This window comes from Sphingomonas sp., from assembly GCF_003248515.1.
In the GTDB taxonomy this organism is placed as follows: domain Bacteria; phylum Pseudomonadota; class Alphaproteobacteria; order Sphingomonadales; family Sphingomonadaceae; genus Sphingomonas_I.
The window spans coordinates 92,703-111,609 of record NZ_QFOB01000004.1; the positions used below are offsets into that span (position 1 = coordinate 92,703).

Genomic DNA, 18,907 nt, shown 5'->3' on the forward strand with positions numbered 1-18,907 from the left:
CGCGAAGAGGGCTCAGCTCTCTTCCTCTTCCTTCGCCCCTGCGGGCGGACACACCACCCTCGCCGCCGCCTTGCGCACCACGCGCGTCGTGGCGAATTCCACCGGCGTCAGCGTCGCATCATGATCGGCATCGGCGGTCGCGAATTTGGTGGTGGTCTTGATCGCCCATTCGTCGAAGCTCAGCCGGCCATCGCCGTTGGCATCCAGCCTGGCGAAGGCCTTGCGCCGCGAAGCGAGATATTCCTCGCGCGCGACCGCGCCGTCCTTGTCCCTGTCATAACGGGCGAAGCGACGCTCCTCGCGGGTCTTCTCGCTGGCCACGGGCGGCTCCGGGGTCGCCTCGCCTTCCTCCCCGGAGGCGCGCGCCGCCGGGGGCGGTGCGATGCTCCCGGATTGCGCATCGGCATTGCCGCGCCAGATCAACACACCCCCGCCCGCCAGCAGCAGTGCCGCCGCCGCGCCCACCAGATAGCGCCACATTGCTCGTCTCCCCCCGGAGTGACGGGGGCGAGACTATCGTCCGGTGAGGCTGCGCACCAGCATCCGCGCAAGGCGGCCGGGCGCGCCCTGCCTGCGTGGCCCCGGATCGGCCGCGTCGCGCGGCACCAGCGCGGCCAGCGCCGCCAGCGGGCGCGACGGGCGAGACCATCCGCCGCCCCTGATCTCGCCGGCCGCGTCGATCGCGCGCGCGCGCGCCGCCACCCGAATCGCCTCGTCCGAATGGCGATGCGCGAGATCGGCGAGCGCCCAGCCCTCCCCCGCCCGCGCCAGCCGATCGTCCGAAGCCCCGAGCAGGCGGGCAGCGGCAAGAAACAGGGAAGCGCCGCGCTCACGGCCATGGCGCGCGGCGACATCCTCCTCGCCATCGATCAGCGCCGCCCAGCCACCCTCTATGTCCGACAGCATCCGCCCGGTGATGCCGTGTGGCAACGCCTGTTCCGCCAGCAGGGCCAGCAAAGGCTCGGCCGGCGCCGCTTCGCGATCCAGCCGCTCCAGCGCCTCCCGCCACCAGGCGAGGCGCATCAGGCCGATCATTGGTTCTGTGGTGGTGCCGACGATGTTTCCCAGCCGCTCGTCCAGCGCGAAAATCGCGGCGAGGCCGGGGCGGAGAGACGCGGGCGCATAGGTCACGGCCAGCGCGCGCTCGGGATCGGCAAGGGGCGGGAGGACAGTGCCCCCCGCTGGCATTTTCGCTGTCATATCGGCCCCTGCGATGCTCCGGTGCATGCAGGAGTCCGGAGCCGCGAGCCACGCCCGCAGAGCCCCGGGCTCCCGCTTTCACGGCAGCACCGCTGAGAAGGACGGCCGCTTACTTGTAGCAGACCTTCTTGGCCGACTCGACGACGTCGCTCACCTTGATCATCGCCGCCGTCTCCAGATTGGCGGCATAAGGCAGCGGCACATCGACATTGGTGACGCGAAGCACGGGGGCGTCGAGATCGTCGAAACCCTCTTCCATCGCGATCGCCATGATTTCGGACGCGACCGAGCAGGTCGGCCAGCCCTCTTCCACCACGACCATGCGATTCGTCTTGGCGAGGCTCTTCAGCACCGTCTGCTTGTCGAGCGGGCGGATCGTGCGCAGATCGATCACCTCGGCATCGATCCCCACCTCGGCCAGCTGCTTGGCGGCTTCGAGGCTGACGCCCACGCCGATCGAATAGCTGACGAGCGTGACGTCCTTGCCTTCCTTCGCGACGCGGGCCTTGCCGATCGGCAGAACATAATCGTCAAGCTTCGGCACCTCGAACGACTGGCCGTAAAGCAGTTCGTTCTCGAGGAAGACGACCGGATCGTTCGAACGGATCGCCGCCTTCAGCAGGCCCTTCGCATCGGCCGCCGAATAAGGCGCGATCACGATCAGGCCCGGCACCGCCGCATACCAGGGCGCATAATTCTGGCTGTGCTGCGCGCCGACGCGCGCGGCCGAACCGTTCGGACCACGGAACACGATCGGGCAGCGCATCTGGCCGCCGGACATGTAATTGGTCTTGGCCGCCGAATTGATGATGTGATCGATCGCCTGCATGGCGAAATTGAACGTCATGAATTCCACGATCGGCCGGAGGCCCGCCATCGCGGCGCCCGTGCCGATGCCGGCAAAGCCATATTCGGTGATCGGCGTATCGATAACGCGCTTCGCCCCGAATTCCTGCAACAGCCCCTGGGTCACCTTGTAGGCGCCCTGATATTCGGCGACTTCCTCACCCATCACGAAGATGCGCTCGTCGGCGCGCATTTCCTCGGCCATCGCGTCACGCAGCGCCTCGCGCACCGTCGTCTTCACGAGTTCGGTGCCCTCGGGAACCTCGGGATCGTCCACCGTATCGGCCACGGCGGCGACCAGATCGCGCGCGGCGGTTTCCATCTGCTTGGGCGCCTCGCCGCCTTCTGGCGCGGGGGCAGCCGCCTTGGGCGCCTCGGCCTTGGGTGCGGGCGCGGCGGAGGCATCCTCGTCCTCACCGGCGATCATCGCGATCACGGTGCCCACCTTCACCCCGTCCGTCCCTTCGGCGACGAGGATCTGGGAGACAGTGCCTTCGTCGACGGCCTCGAATTCCATCGTGGCCTTGTCGGTCTCGATCTCGGCGAGGACATCGCCGGACTTGACGGTATCGCCTTCCTTGACGAGCCATTTGGCGAGCGTGCCTTCCTCCATCGTGGGAGAAAGGGCGGGCATCTTCAGTTCGATCGGCATCTGGACCCTATCTCAATAGGTGTCGACGAGAACGTCGGTGTAGAGCTCGGACAGCTCCGGCTCGGGGCTCTCTTCGGCGAAGGCCGCGCTGTCCGCGACGATCTTGCGAATGTCCTTGTCGAGCGCCTTCAGGTCGTCGGCGGAAACGCCGGCACCTTCCAGGATCTTGGCGAGGTGATCGATCGGATCGCTCTTGTCCCGCACCGACTGCACTTCTTCGCGGCTGCGATACTTGGCCGGATCGGACATGGAGTGGCCGCGATAGCGATAGGTCTTCAGCTCCAGCAGGATCGGGCCCTTGCCGGCCTGCACCCAGGCCTTGGCTTCCTCGGCGGCGCCACGCACGGCGAGCACGTCCATGCCATCCACCTGGATACCCGGGATGCGGAAGCTCTCGCCGCGGCGATACAGCTGGTCCTCGGCCGATGCGCGGTTCACCGAGGTGCCCATCGCATACTGGTTGTTCTCGATCACGAAGATCACGGGGAGCTTCCACAGCTCCGCCATGTTGAAGCTTTCGTAGACCTGGCCCTGATTGGCCGCGCCATCGCCGAAATAGACGAGCGCGAGGCCCCCATCTTCGGCATATTTGTGCTTGAAGCCAAGACCGGCGCCGATCGAGACCTGCGCGCCGACGATGCCGTGGCCGCCGTAGAAACCATGCTCGACCGAGAACATGTGCATCGATCCGCCCTTGCCGCGGGAGATGCCGGCGGCTCGGCCGGTGAGTTCGGCCATGATGACGTTGGGATCGATGCCGTAAGCCAGCATGTGGCCATGGTCACGGTAACCGGTTACCACCGAATCGCGGCCCACCGTCAAGGCGGACTGAAGTCCTACAGCGACAGCCTCCTGGCCGATGTAGAGGTGGCAGAAACCGCCGATCAGGCCGAGACCATAAAGCTGGCCCGCCTTTTCCTCGAAGCGGCGAATGAGAAGCATTTGCCGATAGAATTCAAGCATTTCCTCCTTGGAGGCGGCATAAGGCTTGGGTTCATCGGGGCGTTCGCGATTGCCGATGCCGGCGGGCGTGGCGACCTTGGTCGCGGTTGCTGCGGGCGCGGCGGCCTTCGCGCGCGGGCTTCGTGGTGTTGCTGCCTTCGCCAAGGATAGCGGCTCCTGTCGGGGGGACGATGGTGCGCCCGTATAAGCGCTGCCACCGCTGGACGGCAATGACCTCTTCAGATCCCTTTTCCGGCGAAGTTCGTCTGTTTCCCAGCCGTTTCCGCAGGATCGCGGATTCCTCGCGGCAAAGAGCGGCTGATGGCTCCACCGCGGCCCTGCGATTTACAAAAATGCAACCATGATGCCGAAATTGGCACTCAGTTGCGCGTGATGATCACTTCGTCGGGCCGGACCTGTCCGGTCTGGCGGCGGACCAGCTCATCCGCATAATCGGGATCCACGTGGCGCGGATCGAGCAGATTGGCGTGATGCTGCAGCCGGTCCCGCTCCGCCTTCAGCCTTTCCAGCGTGGCGAGATGTTCGGCTGTCTGGCGGCGATAGCCGGCCAGTTGCAGCAGCCCGTTTTCGCCGAAAACCGCGAAGCCCGCAAAATGCGCGATGACGAACAGCGCCAGGGCCGGCAGCGCGGCGGACTTCATCAGGGAAAGGGCGGAGCGACGCGACATTCGAAAAAAGACAGAATCACAATCGACTCAAGCGTTCAAGCGAAATGGTGCGCAAGGAATCGGAAGTGCGCTTATTCCTGTGGATGCCGAAATCCGGCGTGGCGGATCGTTTCGGCGGCGGATCGGGGCGTGTCGCCTGCCCGACCTCGGAGTCACCACAGCTGGGGAATTTCCCAGTTCCGCCCCACTTCCAGCGCGCGGAAACGATCGGGCGCGATTCCCTTTTCCGCCAATGTTCTGGCGAGCAGGGCCGGCGGCTCGTCCACGCCCTCGCCAGCCAGACGGAACGTGCCCCAGTGGATAGCGAGCGCATGGCCTGCGCCCAGCGCGCGGAACGCCGCGACCGCCTCCACCGGGCCGATATGGTTGCCGGACATCAGTTCGCGCGGCTGATACGCGCCGATCGGCAGGATCGCGAGCCGATAGGGCCCGTCATGCGCCGCCTGCGCGGGCCAGCTGCCATCGCCCCACCCCGTATCGCCGGCAAAGAAGAGATTGCCGCCCGGCAAGGTGACGGTGAAACCGGACCAGAGCGCGCGGTTGCGATCGCTCATCCAGCGCGAGCCCCAGTGATGGACGCGCTCGACGATGACCTCGATGGGGCCGACCACACTCCCGTCGGCCAGCGTTCGGGCGGGCCTCACCGCCACGCGCTGCCCCCAATCCCTCGCGATCGCCTTCGCCCCGGATTGCGCGATCACCGTATCATTGCCCAGGCTCGTCACGATCAGCGGATGATCCCGCTCCCACAGCCGCCGCAACGTCGCCAGATCCATGTGATCGTAATGATCGTGGCTGACCAGAACGAGATCGATCTTCGGCAGATCCTCGAAACGGATGCCTGGATCACGCACCCGTGAAGGGCCCGTCACGCCCCATGGGCCGGATTTCGCGGCATAGATCGGATCGGTCAGGATATTGATGCCGCCCGCCTGCACCAGCACGGTGGCATGGCCGATCCAGGTGACGAACATCCGCCGGGGATCCACCTTCGCCACGCAGCGCGCCCAGCTCTCCACCACGCGCCCGTTCGGGCAGGCGGTGCCCTCGGCAGCGGGATAGCCGGGCCTGATCGCGACATGATCGGGCCACGCGCTGCGATCCTGACCGGTGAGGAAGCGGGCCAGCATCACGGCCGGAACACGCTTCTGCGTGCCCCCCGTGCCGAATTCGCCATCGGGATTGAAGAAATGCGCGCCGTCGAAATGATCGGTCACGGGTCCGCGATAATAAATGCGGTCGAGGAAGGGCGGCACCACCACCGGCGCCAGCAGGGCCAGGATCAGCATCCACAGCAGGATGGTGCCCAGCCGGCGCAACCATGTCCGCGATGTGCGAGGCTGATCGGTCATCACGCAGGCGCATCGGCGGGATTTCGCGCTTTGTCCAGCGGCCGAACGTCGCATGATAGCGTATTGCATACCTAACACAGCCGGTGTATCGTTACGATAGCAGAACGGAATCACCCGATGCGGCGGGAGAGATGCGATGCGGATCGAAATGACGTTGCTGGGCGCGACCATCCTGCTCGCGCTTGTCCAGATCATGCTGACGGCGCAGGCGCGCACGCAGCAATATGGCACCAAATGGAATATGGGCGCGCGTGATGCCGAAATGCCGCCGCTCAACGCGCTGGCCGGCCGGCTGCTGCGCGCGCAGCACAATCTGTTCGAAACGCTGCCGCTTTTCATCGGCGCGCTGCTGGGCGCGGCTTATGCGAACCGGCTGGGCACGCTCACGGAAATCGGCGCGAGCCTCTATTTCGGCGGCCGTGTCCTCTATGTGCCGCTTTATGCGGCGGGCATCCCGGTCGTCCGCTCGCTGGTGTGGATGGCCTCCGTGCTGGGGCTCGTGCTGATTCTCTGGGCGCTCCTCATCGGCTGATAGCCTCGCCGGGGCGCGATGGGGGCATCGATCGCGCGGAGCCTTGATCGCGCGGCGCCATGCCCGAAATCACGCCGCCGGATACAATTCGGAAGCGAACGTGCCGGGCGCTTCCACTTCGGGCGATCAGGCTCTAGACGATGGCCGATGCCTCCCCTGCTCCTCGTCATGATCGGCGGCGCCATCGGCGCCGGCTTCCGCTTCCACATCGGCAATGTCGCGCTCCGCAATCTCGGGCCGCAATTCCCGTGGGGCACGTGGATGATCAATCTGCTGGGCGGCTTCCTCATGGGCATCCTTGCGGGCACGCTCGCCAAGGGCCCGGCGCTCCAGGGCGAGCCGCTGCGCCTGTTCCTGGGCGTGGGCGTGCTGGGCGGCTTCACCACCTTTTCGGCCTTCAGCCTGGAAACGGCGAACATGCTGATCCGCGGCCAGCATGTGCAGGCGGCGGCCTATGCCGTATCGTCGGTGGCGGGATCGGTGCTGATGCTGTTCGTGGGCCTGCTCCTTACGCGGGGCATGGCGTGAGCGGCGAGGCGGCCCTGCCCGCCGGCGAGGCGCGCAGCTTCACGATCGCGGAGGACGATCACGGCATCCGGCTGGATCGCTGGTTCAAGCGGCACATGCCGGATGCGAGCTTCAACATCGTCTCGCGCTGGGCGCGCACCGGCCAGTTGCGGCTGGATGGCAAGCGGATCGCGCCAGGCGACCGGATCGAGGCGGGCCAGGTGCTGCGCGTGCCGCCGCTGGAGGCCGCCCCCGCGCCGGCCCCACGCGCGAAGAATGAGCGCCCGCCGCTTCCGCCAGAGGATCTGGAATTCATCCAGAGCTTCGTCCTCCACAAGGATCGCGCGGCGATCGTGATCGACAAGCCGCCCGGCCTCGCCACGCAGGGCGGCACCAAGACGGATCGCCATGTCGATGGCCTGCTCGATGGGCTGCGCTTCGAGGCGGAGGGCCGGCCCAAGCTGGTCCACCGGCTCGACAAGGATACGAGCGGCGCGCTGCTGCTGGCGCGCTCGGCCGGCTCCGCCGCGCATTTCGCCAAGGCTTTTTCCAGCCGCACCGCCAAGAAGCTCTACTGGGCGCTGATCGTAGGCGTGCCCTCGATCGAGGATGGCATGATCGAGCTTCCCATCGGCAAGCAGCCGGGCACGGGCGGCGAGAAGATGTATGTCGACGAGAAGGAGGGCCTGCCTTCCCGCACGCGCTATCGCGTCGTCGAGCGCGCCGGCAATGCCGCCGCCTGGGTGGAATTGCAGCCCTTCACCGGCCGCACGCATCAGTTGCGCGTCCATATGGCCGCGATCGGCCACCCGATCGTGGGCGACGGCAAATATGGTGGGCAGGATGCCTTCCTCACCGGCGGAGTCAGCCGCAAGCTGCACCTGCATGCGCGCCGCATCCGCATCGATCATCCCGATGGCGGCAAGCTGGACGTGACGGCCGAACCGCCGAAGCATTTTCTCGAAAGCCTCCAGCATCTGGGCTTCGACATGTCGCTGGGCGACGCGCTGCCGATCGACGAGCCGAAGTTCAGCGATACGGCCGAAGGCAAGAAGAAGGCCGTCAGCGCCGCCGCCAAGACCCGCCGCAAGGAACGCAAGGGCGAGAGGCGGTCGCGCGGGAGCGGGCGGTGAGCCGCCTTGCCGGCCTGCCGAACCCGTTTCAGCGGATAGCCTGAGGCACGGCCGATGCACCCCAACCCCGCCTTCCGCTGGATCGACGATCCGGCGCTGCGCGCCTTCATCTCGAATGCCTCCTTCGCGATCATCGCGATCGTGGTGGAAGGCCGCGTTATGACGGCGCAGGCTCCGCTCGTCTTCGATGCAGAGGGCAATCCCGCCTTCCATCTCGCCCGCGCCAATCCGGTCGTGCCGCATCTGGATGGCGGCCCGGTGCTCGCCACGATCCTGGGCGAGCATGGCTATATCAGCCCTGACTGGTATGGCACCGCCGATCAGGTTCCCACCTGGAATTATCGGCTGGTGGAGATCGAAGGCGTCGCGCGGAGGCTGGACGAGGCGGGGCTGATCGATCAGCTCGATCGCCTCAGCGCCACGCAGGAAGCGCTTCTGGCGCCCAAGACAGCGTGGACGCGCGAGAAGATGGCCCCGGCCCGCTTCGGCGCGATGACGAGGGCCATCACCGGCTTCGCCATCGAGGCCGCCACCATTCGCGGCACGGCGAAGCTGGGCCAGAACAAGAGCGCGGCGGAGGCGGCCGGGGCGATCGCCGGGCTACGCGCGCTGGGCCGGCACGCGCTGGCTGCGGAAATGGAGACCGCCCGATGAACCGCCTCGCCGTTTTCGATTGCGACGGGACGCTCGTGGATTCGCAGGCCGTGATCTGCACCGCGATCGAGCTCGCCTTTGCCGGCCATGGCATGGCGGCGCCGGGGCGGGATGCGTCGCGATCGATCATCGGCCTTTCGGTGACGCAGGCGATGGCCGTGCTCCATCCCGAGGGCTCGGCCGACGAGCATGAGGCGCTCGGCACCGCCTACAAGACGAACTTCGCCGGATTGCGCCGGCAGGGTCTGGCCGATGAGCCGCTGTACGAAGGCATATACGAGGCGATCGAGGGGCTGGAGGCGCGCGGCTGGCTGCTGGGCGTGGCGACGGGCAAATCCGATCGCGGTCTGGGCCATGTGCTGGAAAAGCATGGCCTGCATCCGCGCTTCGTGACATTGCAGACGGCCGATCGCCATCCTTCCAAGCCACATCCCTCGATGCTGTGGCAGGCCATGGCCGATGCCGGCGCCGGGCCGGGGACGACCGCGATGATCGGTGATACCAGCTACGACATGGAAATGGCCAAGGCCGCCGGCGTCGCCGCGATCGGCGTGGCGTGGGGCTATCATTCGGCCGATCTGCTGCGTGAGGCCGGCGCGGACGTGGTCGCCACGCACGCGTCACAGTTGATCGCCCTGCTCGAAGCGCTGCCGTGAAGCGCTTCTACAAGGACGTCTCGATCGTGGACGGCGCGCTCCTTCTGGATGGCCGGGGCGTGAAGACCCCCGCACGCGCCGTGCTGGCCCTTCCCTCCCCCGCGCTGGCGGCGGCGATCGCGGAGGAATGGCGCGGGCAGGGCGAGGTGATCGATCCGCGCGCCATGCCGTTCACCGGCATCGCCAATGCCGCGATTGATATCGTCACGCCCGATATCGCCGCCTTCGTGGCGCCGCTGGCCGCTTATGCCGAGACGGACCTGCTCTGCTATCGCGCCGATGGCCCATCCGAACTGGTGGAGGAGGAGGCCCTGTCGTGGGATCCGCTGCTCGATTGGGCGCGCCGCCGTTATGACGTGCATTTCGCGCTGGCGAGCGGCATCCTTCACGTCGCTCAGCCCGCCGCGACCGTGACCCGTCTGGTGGAGGCGCTTTCGGCGCAATCGCCCTTCGCGCTCGCCGCTTTGTCGAAGCTCATCACGATCGGCGGTTCGCTCGTCGCGGCGCTGGCGCTGGCGGAACGCGCGATCGATACCGAAGCGGCCTTCGCCGCGACGCATCTCGACGAACTCTGGCAGGCGCGCATGTGGGGCGAGGATGCCCTGGCCGCCCAGACGCGCGAGGCGCGGCGCATCGATTTCGTCGCCGCCGCGCGCTTCCTCTACCTGCTGGGCTGACGCGCGCTCTCTGCGCCTCAATCCTTAAAAACCGGCCTATTTTCGGCGCGCATAGCACCGATATATTTTCGTTTCGGCCGCGTATTCGACTGAAGTCGAAGCATATCCATCCGATACTATAGTTAACACAAATTCGTTAACCACCAATCTATTTGGGCCGCATGTTAACAAGGTAGTAATACTACCTTGGGATCTGGACTTTCATTCAATGTATTCCGGTTTTCCGCAAAAACCGGGATTTGCATTCGGTAGATCCTGACGAGCAACCAAGTCTACGTATGAGGGGTTCGTATGCGTAATATCTTTGGTTCGATCGCACGCGGCGGCACGCGCGCCGCCATCACCGCCGCCTTCGCCCTGGCCACCACCGGTTCCGCCTGGGCGGTTTCCTCCATCTCCAGCAACGCGACCGATCTCAAGGTCGCGCTCAACATCGCCGGGCTCTCGGCCGGCGTGACGACGGGGACGGCCAGCGGCACGGCCGCCCCGGCTTATAATGTGAGCAATCAGTTCGCGGCGGCCAATCAATCCCTGTCGCTGGGCAATGTGATCGGCGGATCGCTCAGCCAGGACATCTCCACCGGCATCATGACGGCCGCGGCCCAGTCGGCCTTCCCGGTGAGCCCCACCGGCAGCGCGAGCGCCACGATCAACAATCTCGGCCTCGGCCTCGCGGTCGATCTCGGCTTCCTGGGATCGCTCAACGCCTTGTCGCTGGGATCCTCGGCTATCACCTCGACGACGAACTTCGACGGTGCGAACTTCACCGGCGTCAGCAGCATCGCCAATCTCACGCTCAGCAGCCTGCTGGTCTCGGTCCCGATCAACGCCGCCGTCGTCGCTTCTTCGGCGGCCAACCGCACGCTGATCGATGTGCTGGGGCTCAAGGTGATCCTCAACGAACAGGTCACCGGCGATCAGACGATCGGCAATCTCAACACCCGATCGCTGACGACCAACGCCCTGCACATCATCTACGATAATTTCGCGGTGAGCGGCGGCCTGCTCTCGGGCGACATCATCGTCGGCCAGAGCCAGGTCTCCGTCTCGTCGGCGGTGCCCGAAACCGCGACCTGGGCGATGATGATCGTCGGCTTCGGCGCGATCGGCGGCGCGCTTCGCCGGCAGAAGCGGCAGCCGGCGCGCATCGTCGCCTTCTGAGACGCCCCGAAAGGTGAAAGGCCCCGGATCCCTCCCTGTCCGGGGTCTTTCGCTATGCCGTGCGCACGGGCACGAACCAGCGCGCGATGACGAGGCCCGCGGCGCACAGCATCGCGAGATCGGCGACAAGGCCGTAGAGCGCATAGCGCCAGTCGCCATGCATCCAGATCGGATCGCTCGTGGTGATCATCAGCACCGCCGCCGCCGAAAAGCCCACCACCAGCCGCGCACGCGATGCGAAATCGGTGACGCGCCCGGCCACCACGAACAGACTGATCCCGATCAGCAGCGAAACGATCACCTCCTGCACGAACCCCGCGATCATCGCGCCGGGATCGGCGGAGGAAAAACCGGTCGTGTTGAAATTGACAAGTGCCGTCGGGCCGCGCCCGGAAAGGACGGCACCGTTCGGCGTTTCCGGATTGGGGATCAGATAATAGCCGGTCGCGGGAAGATTCTGCGCCAGCGACAGCTGCACCGCAGCACCCTGAGCCTCCGTCGCGCTGGAAATGCCGATCCGGTTGAGCGGCGTGGCCCAGAAGAGAAAGCCCACGATGAACATCGCCAAGCCGCCGGCTATGGCACCGATGAGAACCCGGATCATGATCTTCGCCTCCCTGGCTTGTGAGGCGAAAGGCTAGCTCAGCCCGCCGCGCTCATCAATTTGCGCGCGAAACCGATCAGGCCGGTCTGTCGCGAACGACGCAAACGCTCCGCATGCAGGATCGTTCGCACTTCCTGGAAGCATTGCTCCACATCATCGTTGATGAGGACATAATCATAGCCATCCCAGTGGCTGATCTCGGAGGCCGCCCGCTGCATCCGCGCGGCGATCACCTCCGCATCGTCCGTGCCCCGCCGGGCGAGACGCTGGCCCAGCTCCTCCACGGAAGGCGGCAGGATGAAGACGCGCACCACATCGCCGCCCGCCTTCTGGAAAAGCTGCTGCGCGCCCTGCCAGTCTATGTCGAACAGCACATCCCGTCCGGCGGCGAGCATCTCCAGCACGGGCTTTTCCGGTGTGCCGTAACGATTGTCGAAGACATGCGCCCATTCGATCAGTTCGCCCTCGGCCACCATCTCCTTGAAGCGGGGCACGTCGACGAAATGATAGTCCTTGCCGTCCACCTCGCCCGGGCGCGGCGGCCGGGTGGTGACGGACACGGACATGGCGATATCCGGATCGCTGGCGAGCAGCATCCGCGCGATCGTGGATTTGCCCGCGCCCGACGGCGAGGAAAGGACGAAGAGGACGCCGCGATGATCGAGGCCGTGACGAGGCATGCGCGCTCTTGTCGCCCCGCGCCGCCCACGTCAACATGGCATGCGATGCCAGACCGCCGAAAGCCCGCCATTCGCGGCCGCAACATGCGGATCTCCCCCTTCCTGGTCCCGGCCCTGCTGATCCTCGCCGCCACGGCCGCTATCCTGCTTGCCATGGGCAGGCCGCCCATCTGCACCTGCGGCCATGTCGCGCTGTGGCATGGCGCGATCGATGCGGGGAACAGCCAGCATATCGCCGACTGGTACTCACCGAGCCACCTGATCCACGGGCTGATCTTCTATGGCGTGGCCTGGGCGCTGCTGCGGCGCTGGCCGGTCGGCCTGCGCTATCTGCCCGCGCTGGCGATCGAGGCGGCGTGGGAAATCGTCGAGAACAGCCCGATGGTGATCGATCGCTATCGCACCGCGACGATCGCGCTGGGCTATGAAGGCGATAGCGTGCTCAATTCGCTGTGCGACATCGGCTTCATGTCGCTCGGCTTCTGGCTGGCGCGGCGACTGCCCGTGGCGGCATCGATCGCCCTCGCCCTCGGCTTCGAATTGCTCACGCTGCTGGTGATCCGCGACAATCTGACGCTCAACGTGCTGATGCCGATGCGGGTCTAGGATCGCGTTCGGCACCGAAGGTATTGAACGTAAACTAGGAAACGCTCCCGCCCGGCCGGGAAGCTGCTTTCACGGCCTTGCGATTCGGGGCCCTGCTGAGCGCCCATTTGGTAGGTTGGCGGTGGGTCAGCATTGTTCATGTTAGTGTCGGCACTGATGGGGCTCGACCGGATGAAAGAAGCTTACGCTTATGCGATAGAAAACGACTACCGTTTCTACTCTTACGGCGATGCCAGCCTGCTTCTGCCGTGAAAGTGCCGTTGTTAGGTAAAGGGAGGAAAGCCTTGCGAAAGGAGTTTTCGCGAGGTTGTCCGCTGCCCATCAAACGGAGAGCGCTTAGCCTTGGTCGCCAATCCACATCGAGCCAACGATCGTTCGTTAGCGATGTCAACAGCTTGGCTATAGGGGAGCCATAAACACAGTTGAGCGCGAACTCCGTTGTTCATGCTTATCTTGGCGTGGTGGGGTTAGACCGGATGAAGGTAGCTTACACTTATGCCATCGAGCAGGCTACCGCTCCTGCTCTTACCGCGATGCGTCGCTGCTTGTGCCTTGAAGAGCTCCCGGTGGGGCGCCGATGGGAGCCTTTGAACGGTGGTTTGCCGTGGACGGCGGTTTGTTTCGTCGAGTAGCTTGCCACTGAGTCGGAGCTTGGGGGCAGGATCAGAGTGGACGGGCAAGTCGTAGAACGAATTTGTTTACAGCAGGGGGGCAGAAACAGCACTGCTGCAGGAACCAGCCGGTGACCCTCACTCTTCAGGTTCCCGACGAAGGGGACACGCTTCATTCTGCTTTGGTTGCTGCCGCTTCGAGCGCAGTGGGCGGCTTTGCGGCTTTTGCGTTCGCAACGTCTACCGGGATCGACACCGCTTTGGCCGAGCCGGCGGTACGCAAACTGCTCGGTACAGGCAATTTCCAACTGGTAGTCGGTCTCGATGCGATCACCGACACAGCAGCCGTGGCTGCGTTGAAGACAGCGAAGGCAGCCCTCCCGAACGCTTCCGTATCCCTATTCTACAACCCCAAAGGTGGCGTTCTTTTTCATCCCAAAACAATGTTCTTCAAAAGCACGAACGGCGGACAGTGCCTGACAGGTTCAGGCAATCTAACTCTGGGGGGCTTGCGCAATAACTGGGAAGCCTTCTTGACGTCAGACCTGTCTGTAAACCTCTTTGTACAGCACCTCGGTCGCCGATCCATCGGAGGCCGGGTGGCATGCGCGCATGTCCAGCCGGCAACGGTACCGCCGACACGACGGAGGCCGACCTCATCGAAGCAATTGGCTGGGCGCCCCTCATTGATCCCGATGGACGCCGGCACGACGATCCCTGCTTCGTTCAATCGTTCGACTACATCTACCGCGCAAGCCGGAGCTACCACATCGCGGTCCAGCTCGTCGGCAACGCGGGCCATGCCTTCGAACTTATTATTGCCGATGACGCCGATCCTGTCCTGGTCGCCATCTGCCGGGAGCAGGCCGGATGAAGTGGCTTGGCATTTTCCTCGCCGCAGGAGCGATCATCGCGGCCGGGCAGGCCGTGGCGGTCGTGCTGGGCATCGCAATCCTGATCGGCTTGGTGGTCGCCCTGTTCGAGTGCCCGCGCGAGCTGTTCGGCTTGATCGGGATCGGACTTGTCGGCCTGCTGATGCAGGCACAGCCGCTCGCCTTCATTTTCCTCATCGCGCTCTTGGTCGTCGCTGGCATGCTCCGCAAGGGGTGAACCTACGTGATCAACAGTTCGGCGCTGGCAAATGCCACTTCGGCGCGAAGATCGTTTCTGCCCGGCGAATCAGTTGACGAGTTATCCACAGCTTCATAGGAGCCCGGTCCCGCTTCGGCGGGGACGGTGCCGACAAGGCGCCAAGTGCCGGGACAAGTTGCCGAACCTTCAGATGAAGGCGGATCGAGCGGACGGGCAGTGGCCGGAAAGTAACGGCCAAGTTCTTTCTCATCGTTGGTGTGAGTTGAGTACCACGGGAGCTTCTTGCTCTCGTGAAGATGTCCCCGTGTGCGCTGGCGGCCGCACGGACAGCGGGACATTCGGCCGAAGCGCGAACGGGAAGAGACATGCCCCGACGGACAGCCAATGCCAGAAAACGCCCAGACGATCCTGTTCGAGCCGGGACCGTATGAACCATATATTCCATTCCGTGCTGGCCCTTCCCCGGAGGACCCTATTCGTTTTGGCAGGCACCGAATGGCGCGCTCGACTGGCGGCCGGACAGCATCCGGCTATCCAATCGAAAGCTATGTAAATGATAGACATTTTCTCTGAGCCGCAGGCAGCTATTGCGCCTGTGAACGATGAAATCTGCGAGCATGCGCTTGCTTCGCAGATCGACCACGACGTTGTTGCCGGTCAAGATCGCGCACCCGCGACGATCATCCCGTTCCCGGCCCCCGTTCCAGCGGACCCCGCCGAGACGTATCAATCCGCGCCGAGCGGCAGCCTCTTAGGGGGTGAAGGCGGGGAAGCCCCCTCATTACCCTCTACGCTGCCGTCGATCGCACTAGATGACTCCGTGCCGGCAGAGGCGATCGTCGCCGACGATGTGTACCGTCCCGCGCCCGAGACCAACCCCGTCGTCGCGGCGTTGACGAGAAAAGGCCTGTATGGCCGCTGGGTGGGCGGAAACGAGCACCGCATCACCTGTCCCTTCGCGGGCGAACACGCTCCCGGTGAGGCACAGGAGGCGCGCTACTATGCGCCGTCCGACGAGGTGCCGATGGGGGCTTTCCATTGCCCTTGTCGGCATGCGGAGAAGCGCAGGATCGGCGCTCTCCTCGATCACCTCGACGTCGAACGGCGGGATGCGTTCTGCCTCCCTATCGTTCGGATCAAGAGCGGCCACTTGCACCGTTCGGTGATCGGTGCGGAGAAGATCCTCGCGGCGCGGGGTGGCTTCTATCGGTTCAACGGCATGATCGTCACGCTGAAGACCGATCCCGCGACCGGAGACTTCCGGACCGAGCCGGTAACGGAGCAGGCGCTCGGCATGGCATTGTCGGCGGCTGCCTATTTCGAGAAGTTCGATGGACGGAGCGAGGATTGGCGGCGCTGCGACGTGCCGACCAACATCGTGGTCGCTCTGCTCAAGAGCGAGGGATGCGGCGCCTTGCCGGTGCTCAAGCGCCTCGCTCGGCAACCGTACCTCAATGATGCCGGTGAGCTTGTAACCACCCCCGGCTATGACGCTGCGTCCGGCACGTTCGCTGCGTTCGATGCCAACGCGTTCGACATCCCAGCTCTCACGCGTGACAACGCGCTGTCGGCAATGGGCCGGATGCAGACGTTGCTGACCGAGTTCGTGTTCGAGAACCCCGCCGATCGTACCACCGCAGTCAGTGCCATGCTGACCGCGACAATACGGGACTATCTCGATCTCGCGCCCGGCTTCAACATCACAGCCTCCTCGCCTGGAAGCGGGAAGAGCTACCTCGCGTCTGTCATCGCACCGTTCGCCGGTCCCGGTGAGCCTCGCGCGATGAGCTACCCCATGACCAACGAGGAGGCGACGAAGGTCGTCCTCGCGATCGCAATCGAGCAGCCGGCGGTAGTATGCTTCGACGACATGCCGACCGACTGGTTGCCGCACGGGGCGCTCAATCGGATGCTCACGAACGGATGGATCAGCGAGCGCAGGCTCGGCACGAACAGCACGATCACCGCGCGGGCGAACAGTTTCGTCATGGGAACCGGGAATAATATTAGACCCTTAAGAGATATGGCCCGGCGCGTGGCGTCGATGTACATCCTTCCGGCGGACCGCGAATTCACAGGCGATCCGGCGGGTGAGGTTCGTCGTCATCGGGAAAGCTATGTCAGCGATGCCCTGACGATCATCGGCGCCTGGAAAGCGGCCGGGTCTCCGAAGGCGGACGTGCCCAGCGTTCCGGGGTTCGGACAGTGGTCGGACCTGTGCCGGCACAGCCTGATCTGGCTCGGCCTTCCCGATCCGGCGAAGAGCCTTATCGAGCAGATCGCGCACGATCCCGATGCCGAGACGTTGGGCAACCTGCTTTCCGCGTGGAAGGAGACCTTCGGACAGCGCGCTACGATGGTGCGTAAGATCCTCAGGCACATCGACGAGCAAAAGCAGGGCGACCTTTGCGACGCGGTCATGGAGCTGCCGTTCGTCGAGCGGGGACATGTCAGCCAGTCCAAGTTTGGCCGATACCTCGCGCGCAACAAGAACCGGATCGTGCGCGGGCTCCAGCTCGTCGAGGCCGATTGCACTGAACGACGCGCGTGGTCCGTGATCCCGGTCGCCTTGCGGTTCGACAAGCCTTCCTCAATCGAACCCGAGCAGCCAGAGGCGCCAATCGAGCGTGTATGGCTCGATGGAATGCTCGCTGAGGGCAAGACCCCGCCAGCCCTGATCCCGGCCATCTAGGCCGCCCTTCAACTCACTGAACAAGCCACCCGGAGCCGTAGCGATGCGGTTCCGGGAACGGCCCTCCTTTACCCCAATCACATGAGGACCATCATGCCCAACGTTAAGCTCACTTCCACCTTTGTGCTCACCGCCTCCTGCCCGGCGGGCAAAACCAAGATCGACTATTTCGACACCGCCATCACCGGCTTCGTGCTGGAGGTCCGCAAGACCGGCGGGAAGACGTACGCGCTGCGTTACCGGGACGCCTACAATCGGCAGAAGCAGTATCGCATCGGTGCGGCCTCCGACGTCACCTGCGATCACGCCCGGAAGGTCGCCCAACGTGTTCGCTCGCGTGTTACCGTTGGCGAGGATCCTTCTCAGGAGCGCGCGGCCAAGCGATCGGTCCCGACCTTCGCCGAGGTGGCGAAACGCTTCTTGGAGCATGTCTCGGGATACAAGCGGGCACCCGACGTGGATGAACGATATCTCCGTCTCCACATACTGCCGAAGTTTGGTCGGCGCCGCATCGACGAGATTCACCAGACCGATGTGAGCGCGTTCCTGAAGGCGAAGTTGAACGACGGCTATGCTCCCGCGACGGTTAATCGGTTCCACGTCATCATCAACCACCTCTACAAGCTGGCGAAGCGGTGGGGCATCGTAGGGGCCGAGAAGAGCCCGACCGAGGGCCTGACCAAGCTGCAGATGAACAATGAGCGGGAGCGCTTCCTCAGCGCGGATGAGGCCGATCGGTTGAAGGTCGCGATTGAGGGAAGCCGCAACAAGCAGTTGAAGCACATCGTGGCGTTGCTGCTCCTGACGGGCGCGCGGAAGCGTGAATTGCTCGACGCCAAATGGGAGGACTTCGACTCGGACAGGCGCGTGTGGCGCATTCCGCTCTCCAAATCCGGCAAGGCTCGCTTCGTGCCCCTGTCTGGCGCGGCGCTGGCTGTTCTGGATCAGCTTCCGCGATGGAAGGGGTGTCCGTACCTCGTGCCCAATCCAAACACGCGCAAGCCATTCAACTCGATCTTCCACGGCTGGGATACGGCCCGGAAGGAAGCCGGCCTTCCAGAAGTCAGGATGCACGACCTAAGGCACACCGCCGCCAGCAATCTCGTGAACTCAGGCCAGTCCCTCTACGTCGTGTCGAAGGTGCTCGGCCATGCCCAGCAATCGACCACGCAACGGTACGCTCATCTCTCGCAGGACACCCTGCTGGCTGCGGTCGATGCTGCTGCCGACGTGATGGGGGTCTGGCCCTCCAAGGCGGATGAAGCCTCGTCAGCACAGGCCGCTGCGTAACGACGAGGGCCACTCGCCGATCGTCCCCCAGGCTTGGAATCGGAGGATCGGCGGGTGGCCTACCTGCGCTTGGTCGGAGAATGATAGGTCGCGTTTCCAAGACGCGATCGAACCAATGTGCGTTCGTTAGGATCGCGGCGTTCACACGAAGTCGGCCCACTCTAGGTGGTAGGTGGGTCGATGGGAAAACGACCCCCAAAATCAGCCTTACAGCGATGAGAAATATACGTTTTCCCGAGCCTGTTTTTGATCCTCAACGTGCTGATGCTGCTCTGGCCGGTCGAGGCGATACGCACCTGGCAGGCAGGGCTGGGCTAAAAGCCGTCGCCGT

Annotated in this window: 21 protein-coding genes and 1 pseudogene; 14 read left to right on the forward strand and 8 right to left on the reverse strand. The window is 64.7% G+C overall.

Going from position 1 to position 18,907, the window contains the following annotated elements; genetic code table 11:
• Positions 1 to 12: 12 nt before the first annotated feature.
• The 6 genes from DI605_RS07870 to DI605_RS07895 form a co-directional block, all read right to left on the reverse strand.
• On the reverse strand, positions 13 to 480 hold the full coding sequence (locus tag DI605_RS07870) for an EF-hand domain-containing protein (RefSeq protein ID WP_293971607.1): 468 nt from the start codon (positions 478 to 480) through the stop codon (positions 13 to 15).
• Positions 481 to 513: 33 nt separating this feature from the next.
• Positions 514 to 1,200 carry a squalene/phytoene synthase family protein gene (locus DI605_RS07875; RefSeq protein WP_293971610.1) on the reverse strand — a complete coding sequence of 229 codons (687 nt, stop codon included), beginning with the start codon at positions 1,198 to 1,200 and terminating at the stop codon, positions 514 to 516.
• A gap of 109 nt (positions 1,201 to 1,309) precedes the next feature.
• A complete protein-coding gene (locus DI605_RS07880; protein WP_293971613.1) occupies positions 1,310 to 2,698 on the reverse strand; it encodes a pyruvate dehydrogenase complex E1 component subunit beta in 1,389 nt (462 codons plus the stop codon).
• 12 nt (positions 2,699 to 2,710) lie between these two features.
• Complete coding sequence (gene pdhA, locus DI605_RS07885; RefSeq protein ID WP_293971616.1) at positions 2,711 to 3,805, reverse strand: pyruvate dehydrogenase (acetyl-transferring) E1 component subunit alpha; 1,095 nt, start codon at positions 3,803 to 3,805, stop codon at positions 2,711 to 2,713.
• 215 nt (positions 3,806 to 4,020) lie between these two features.
• Positions 4,021 to 4,302 carry a septum formation initiator family protein gene (locus DI605_RS07890; RefSeq protein WP_293971619.1) on the reverse strand — a complete coding sequence of 94 codons (282 nt, stop codon included), beginning with the start codon at positions 4,300 to 4,302 and terminating at the stop codon, positions 4,021 to 4,023.
• A gap of 179 nt (positions 4,303 to 4,481) precedes the next feature.
• Positions 4,482 to 5,681: an MBL fold metallo-hydrolase gene (locus DI605_RS07895; RefSeq protein ID WP_293971622.1), complete on the reverse strand. Its 1,200-nt coding sequence runs from the start codon at positions 5,679 to 5,681 to the stop codon at positions 4,482 to 4,484.
• Between the two features lie 136 nt (positions 5,682 to 5,817).
• On the opposite strand from DI605_RS07895, the gene DI605_RS07900 reads away from it, so the two are divergent.
• The 7 genes from DI605_RS07900 to DI605_RS07930 all read left to right on the forward strand — a co-directional run bounded on the left by DI605_RS07900 (position 5,818) and on the right by DI605_RS07930 (position 11,001).
• A complete protein-coding gene (locus tag DI605_RS07900) occupies positions 5,818 to 6,213 on the forward strand; it encodes an MAPEG family protein (RefSeq protein ID WP_293971625.1) in 396 nt (131 codons plus the stop codon).
• Positions 6,214 to 6,360: 147 nt separating this feature from the next.
• A complete protein-coding gene (gene crcB, locus DI605_RS07905) occupies positions 6,361 to 6,741 on the forward strand; it encodes a fluoride efflux transporter CrcB (protein WP_293971628.1) in 381 nt (126 codons plus the stop codon).
• Positions 6,738 to 7,853 carry an RluA family pseudouridine synthase gene (locus DI605_RS07910; RefSeq protein WP_293971631.1) on the forward strand — a complete coding sequence of 372 codons (1,116 nt, stop codon included), beginning with the start codon at positions 6,738 to 6,740 and terminating at the stop codon, positions 7,851 to 7,853. Before crcB ends, DI605_RS07910 begins: the two co-directional genes overlap by 4 nt.
• Positions 7,854 to 7,907: 54 nt before the next feature.
• On the forward strand, positions 7,908 to 8,507 hold the full coding sequence (locus DI605_RS07915) for an FMN-binding negative transcriptional regulator (RefSeq protein ID WP_293971634.1): 600 nt from the start codon (positions 7,908 to 7,910) through the stop codon (positions 8,505 to 8,507).
• Positions 8,504 to 9,163 (forward strand): HAD-IA family hydrolase, encoded by a 660-nt coding sequence (locus DI605_RS07920; protein WP_293971637.1) that lies wholly within the window; start codon positions 8,504 to 8,506, stop codon positions 9,161 to 9,163. Before DI605_RS07915 ends, DI605_RS07920 begins: the two co-directional genes overlap by 4 nt.
• Entirely contained in the window at positions 9,160 to 9,840 is a 681-nt protein-coding gene (locus DI605_RS07925) for an ATP12 family chaperone protein (RefSeq protein ID WP_293971640.1), read from the forward strand. The genes DI605_RS07920 and DI605_RS07925 overlap by 4 nt, the downstream gene beginning before the upstream one ends.
• A 291-nt stretch (positions 9,841 to 10,131) precedes the next feature.
• Positions 10,132 to 11,001 (forward strand): PEPxxWA-CTERM sorting domain-containing protein, encoded by an 870-nt coding sequence (locus tag DI605_RS07930; RefSeq protein ID WP_293971644.1) that lies wholly within the window; start codon positions 10,132 to 10,134, stop codon positions 10,999 to 11,001.
• Positions 11,002 to 11,053: 52 nt separating this feature from the next.
• On the opposite strand, the gene DI605_RS07935 is transcribed toward DI605_RS07930, so the two are convergent.
• Together DI605_RS07935 and gmk are read right to left on the reverse strand one after the other, a co-directional pair.
• Entirely contained in the window at positions 11,054 to 11,605 is a 552-nt protein-coding gene (locus DI605_RS07935) for a hypothetical protein (protein WP_293971647.1), read from the reverse strand.
• 38 nt (positions 11,606 to 11,643) lie between these two features.
• Positions 11,644 to 12,285 carry a guanylate kinase gene (gmk, locus tag DI605_RS07940; protein WP_293971650.1) on the reverse strand — a complete coding sequence of 214 codons (642 nt, stop codon included), beginning with the start codon at positions 12,283 to 12,285 and terminating at the stop codon, positions 11,644 to 11,646.
• An 84-nt stretch (positions 12,286 to 12,369) separates the two neighbouring features.
• Between gmk and DI605_RS07945 the strand changes: the two genes are divergently transcribed.
• From DI605_RS07945 to DI605_RS21485, 7 genes and pseudogenes are all read left to right on the forward strand, one after another.
• On the forward strand, positions 12,370 to 12,891 hold the full coding sequence (locus DI605_RS07945; protein WP_293972561.1) for a DUF2585 family protein: 522 nt from the start codon (positions 12,370 to 12,372) through the stop codon (positions 12,889 to 12,891).
• A 126-nt stretch (positions 12,892 to 13,017) separates the two neighbouring features.
• Positions 13,018 to 13,143, forward strand: a pseudogene (locus DI605_RS07950) (S-adenosylmethionine:tRNA ribosyltransferase-isomerase); the annotation flags it as partial.
• A gap of 963 nt (positions 13,144 to 14,106) precedes the next feature.
• A complete protein-coding gene (locus DI605_RS07955) occupies positions 14,107 to 14,376 on the forward strand; it encodes a hypothetical protein (protein ID WP_293971653.1) in 270 nt (89 codons plus the stop codon).
• Positions 14,373 to 14,612, forward strand: coding sequence for a hypothetical protein (locus DI605_RS07960; protein WP_293971656.1), 240 nt, complete (start codon positions 14,373 to 14,375; stop codon positions 14,610 to 14,612). Before DI605_RS07955 ends, DI605_RS07960 begins: the two co-directional genes overlap by 4 nt.
• A 535-nt stretch (positions 14,613 to 15,147) precedes the next feature.
• Complete coding sequence (locus DI605_RS07965) at positions 15,148 to 17,286, forward strand: hypothetical protein (protein WP_293971659.1); 2,139 nt, start codon at positions 15,148 to 15,150, stop codon at positions 17,284 to 17,286.
• A gap of 93 nt (positions 17,287 to 17,379) precedes the next feature.
• Positions 17,380 to 18,576 (forward strand): site-specific integrase, encoded by a 1,197-nt coding sequence (locus DI605_RS07970; protein WP_293971662.1) that lies wholly within the window; start codon positions 17,380 to 17,382, stop codon positions 18,574 to 18,576.
• Positions 18,577 to 18,822: 246 nt separating this feature from the next.
• A complete protein-coding gene (locus tag DI605_RS21485; protein WP_367120039.1) occupies positions 18,823 to 18,894 on the forward strand; it encodes a DUF2585 family protein in 72 nt (23 codons plus the stop codon).
• The last annotated feature ends 13 nt before the right edge of the window (positions 18,895 to 18,907 follow it).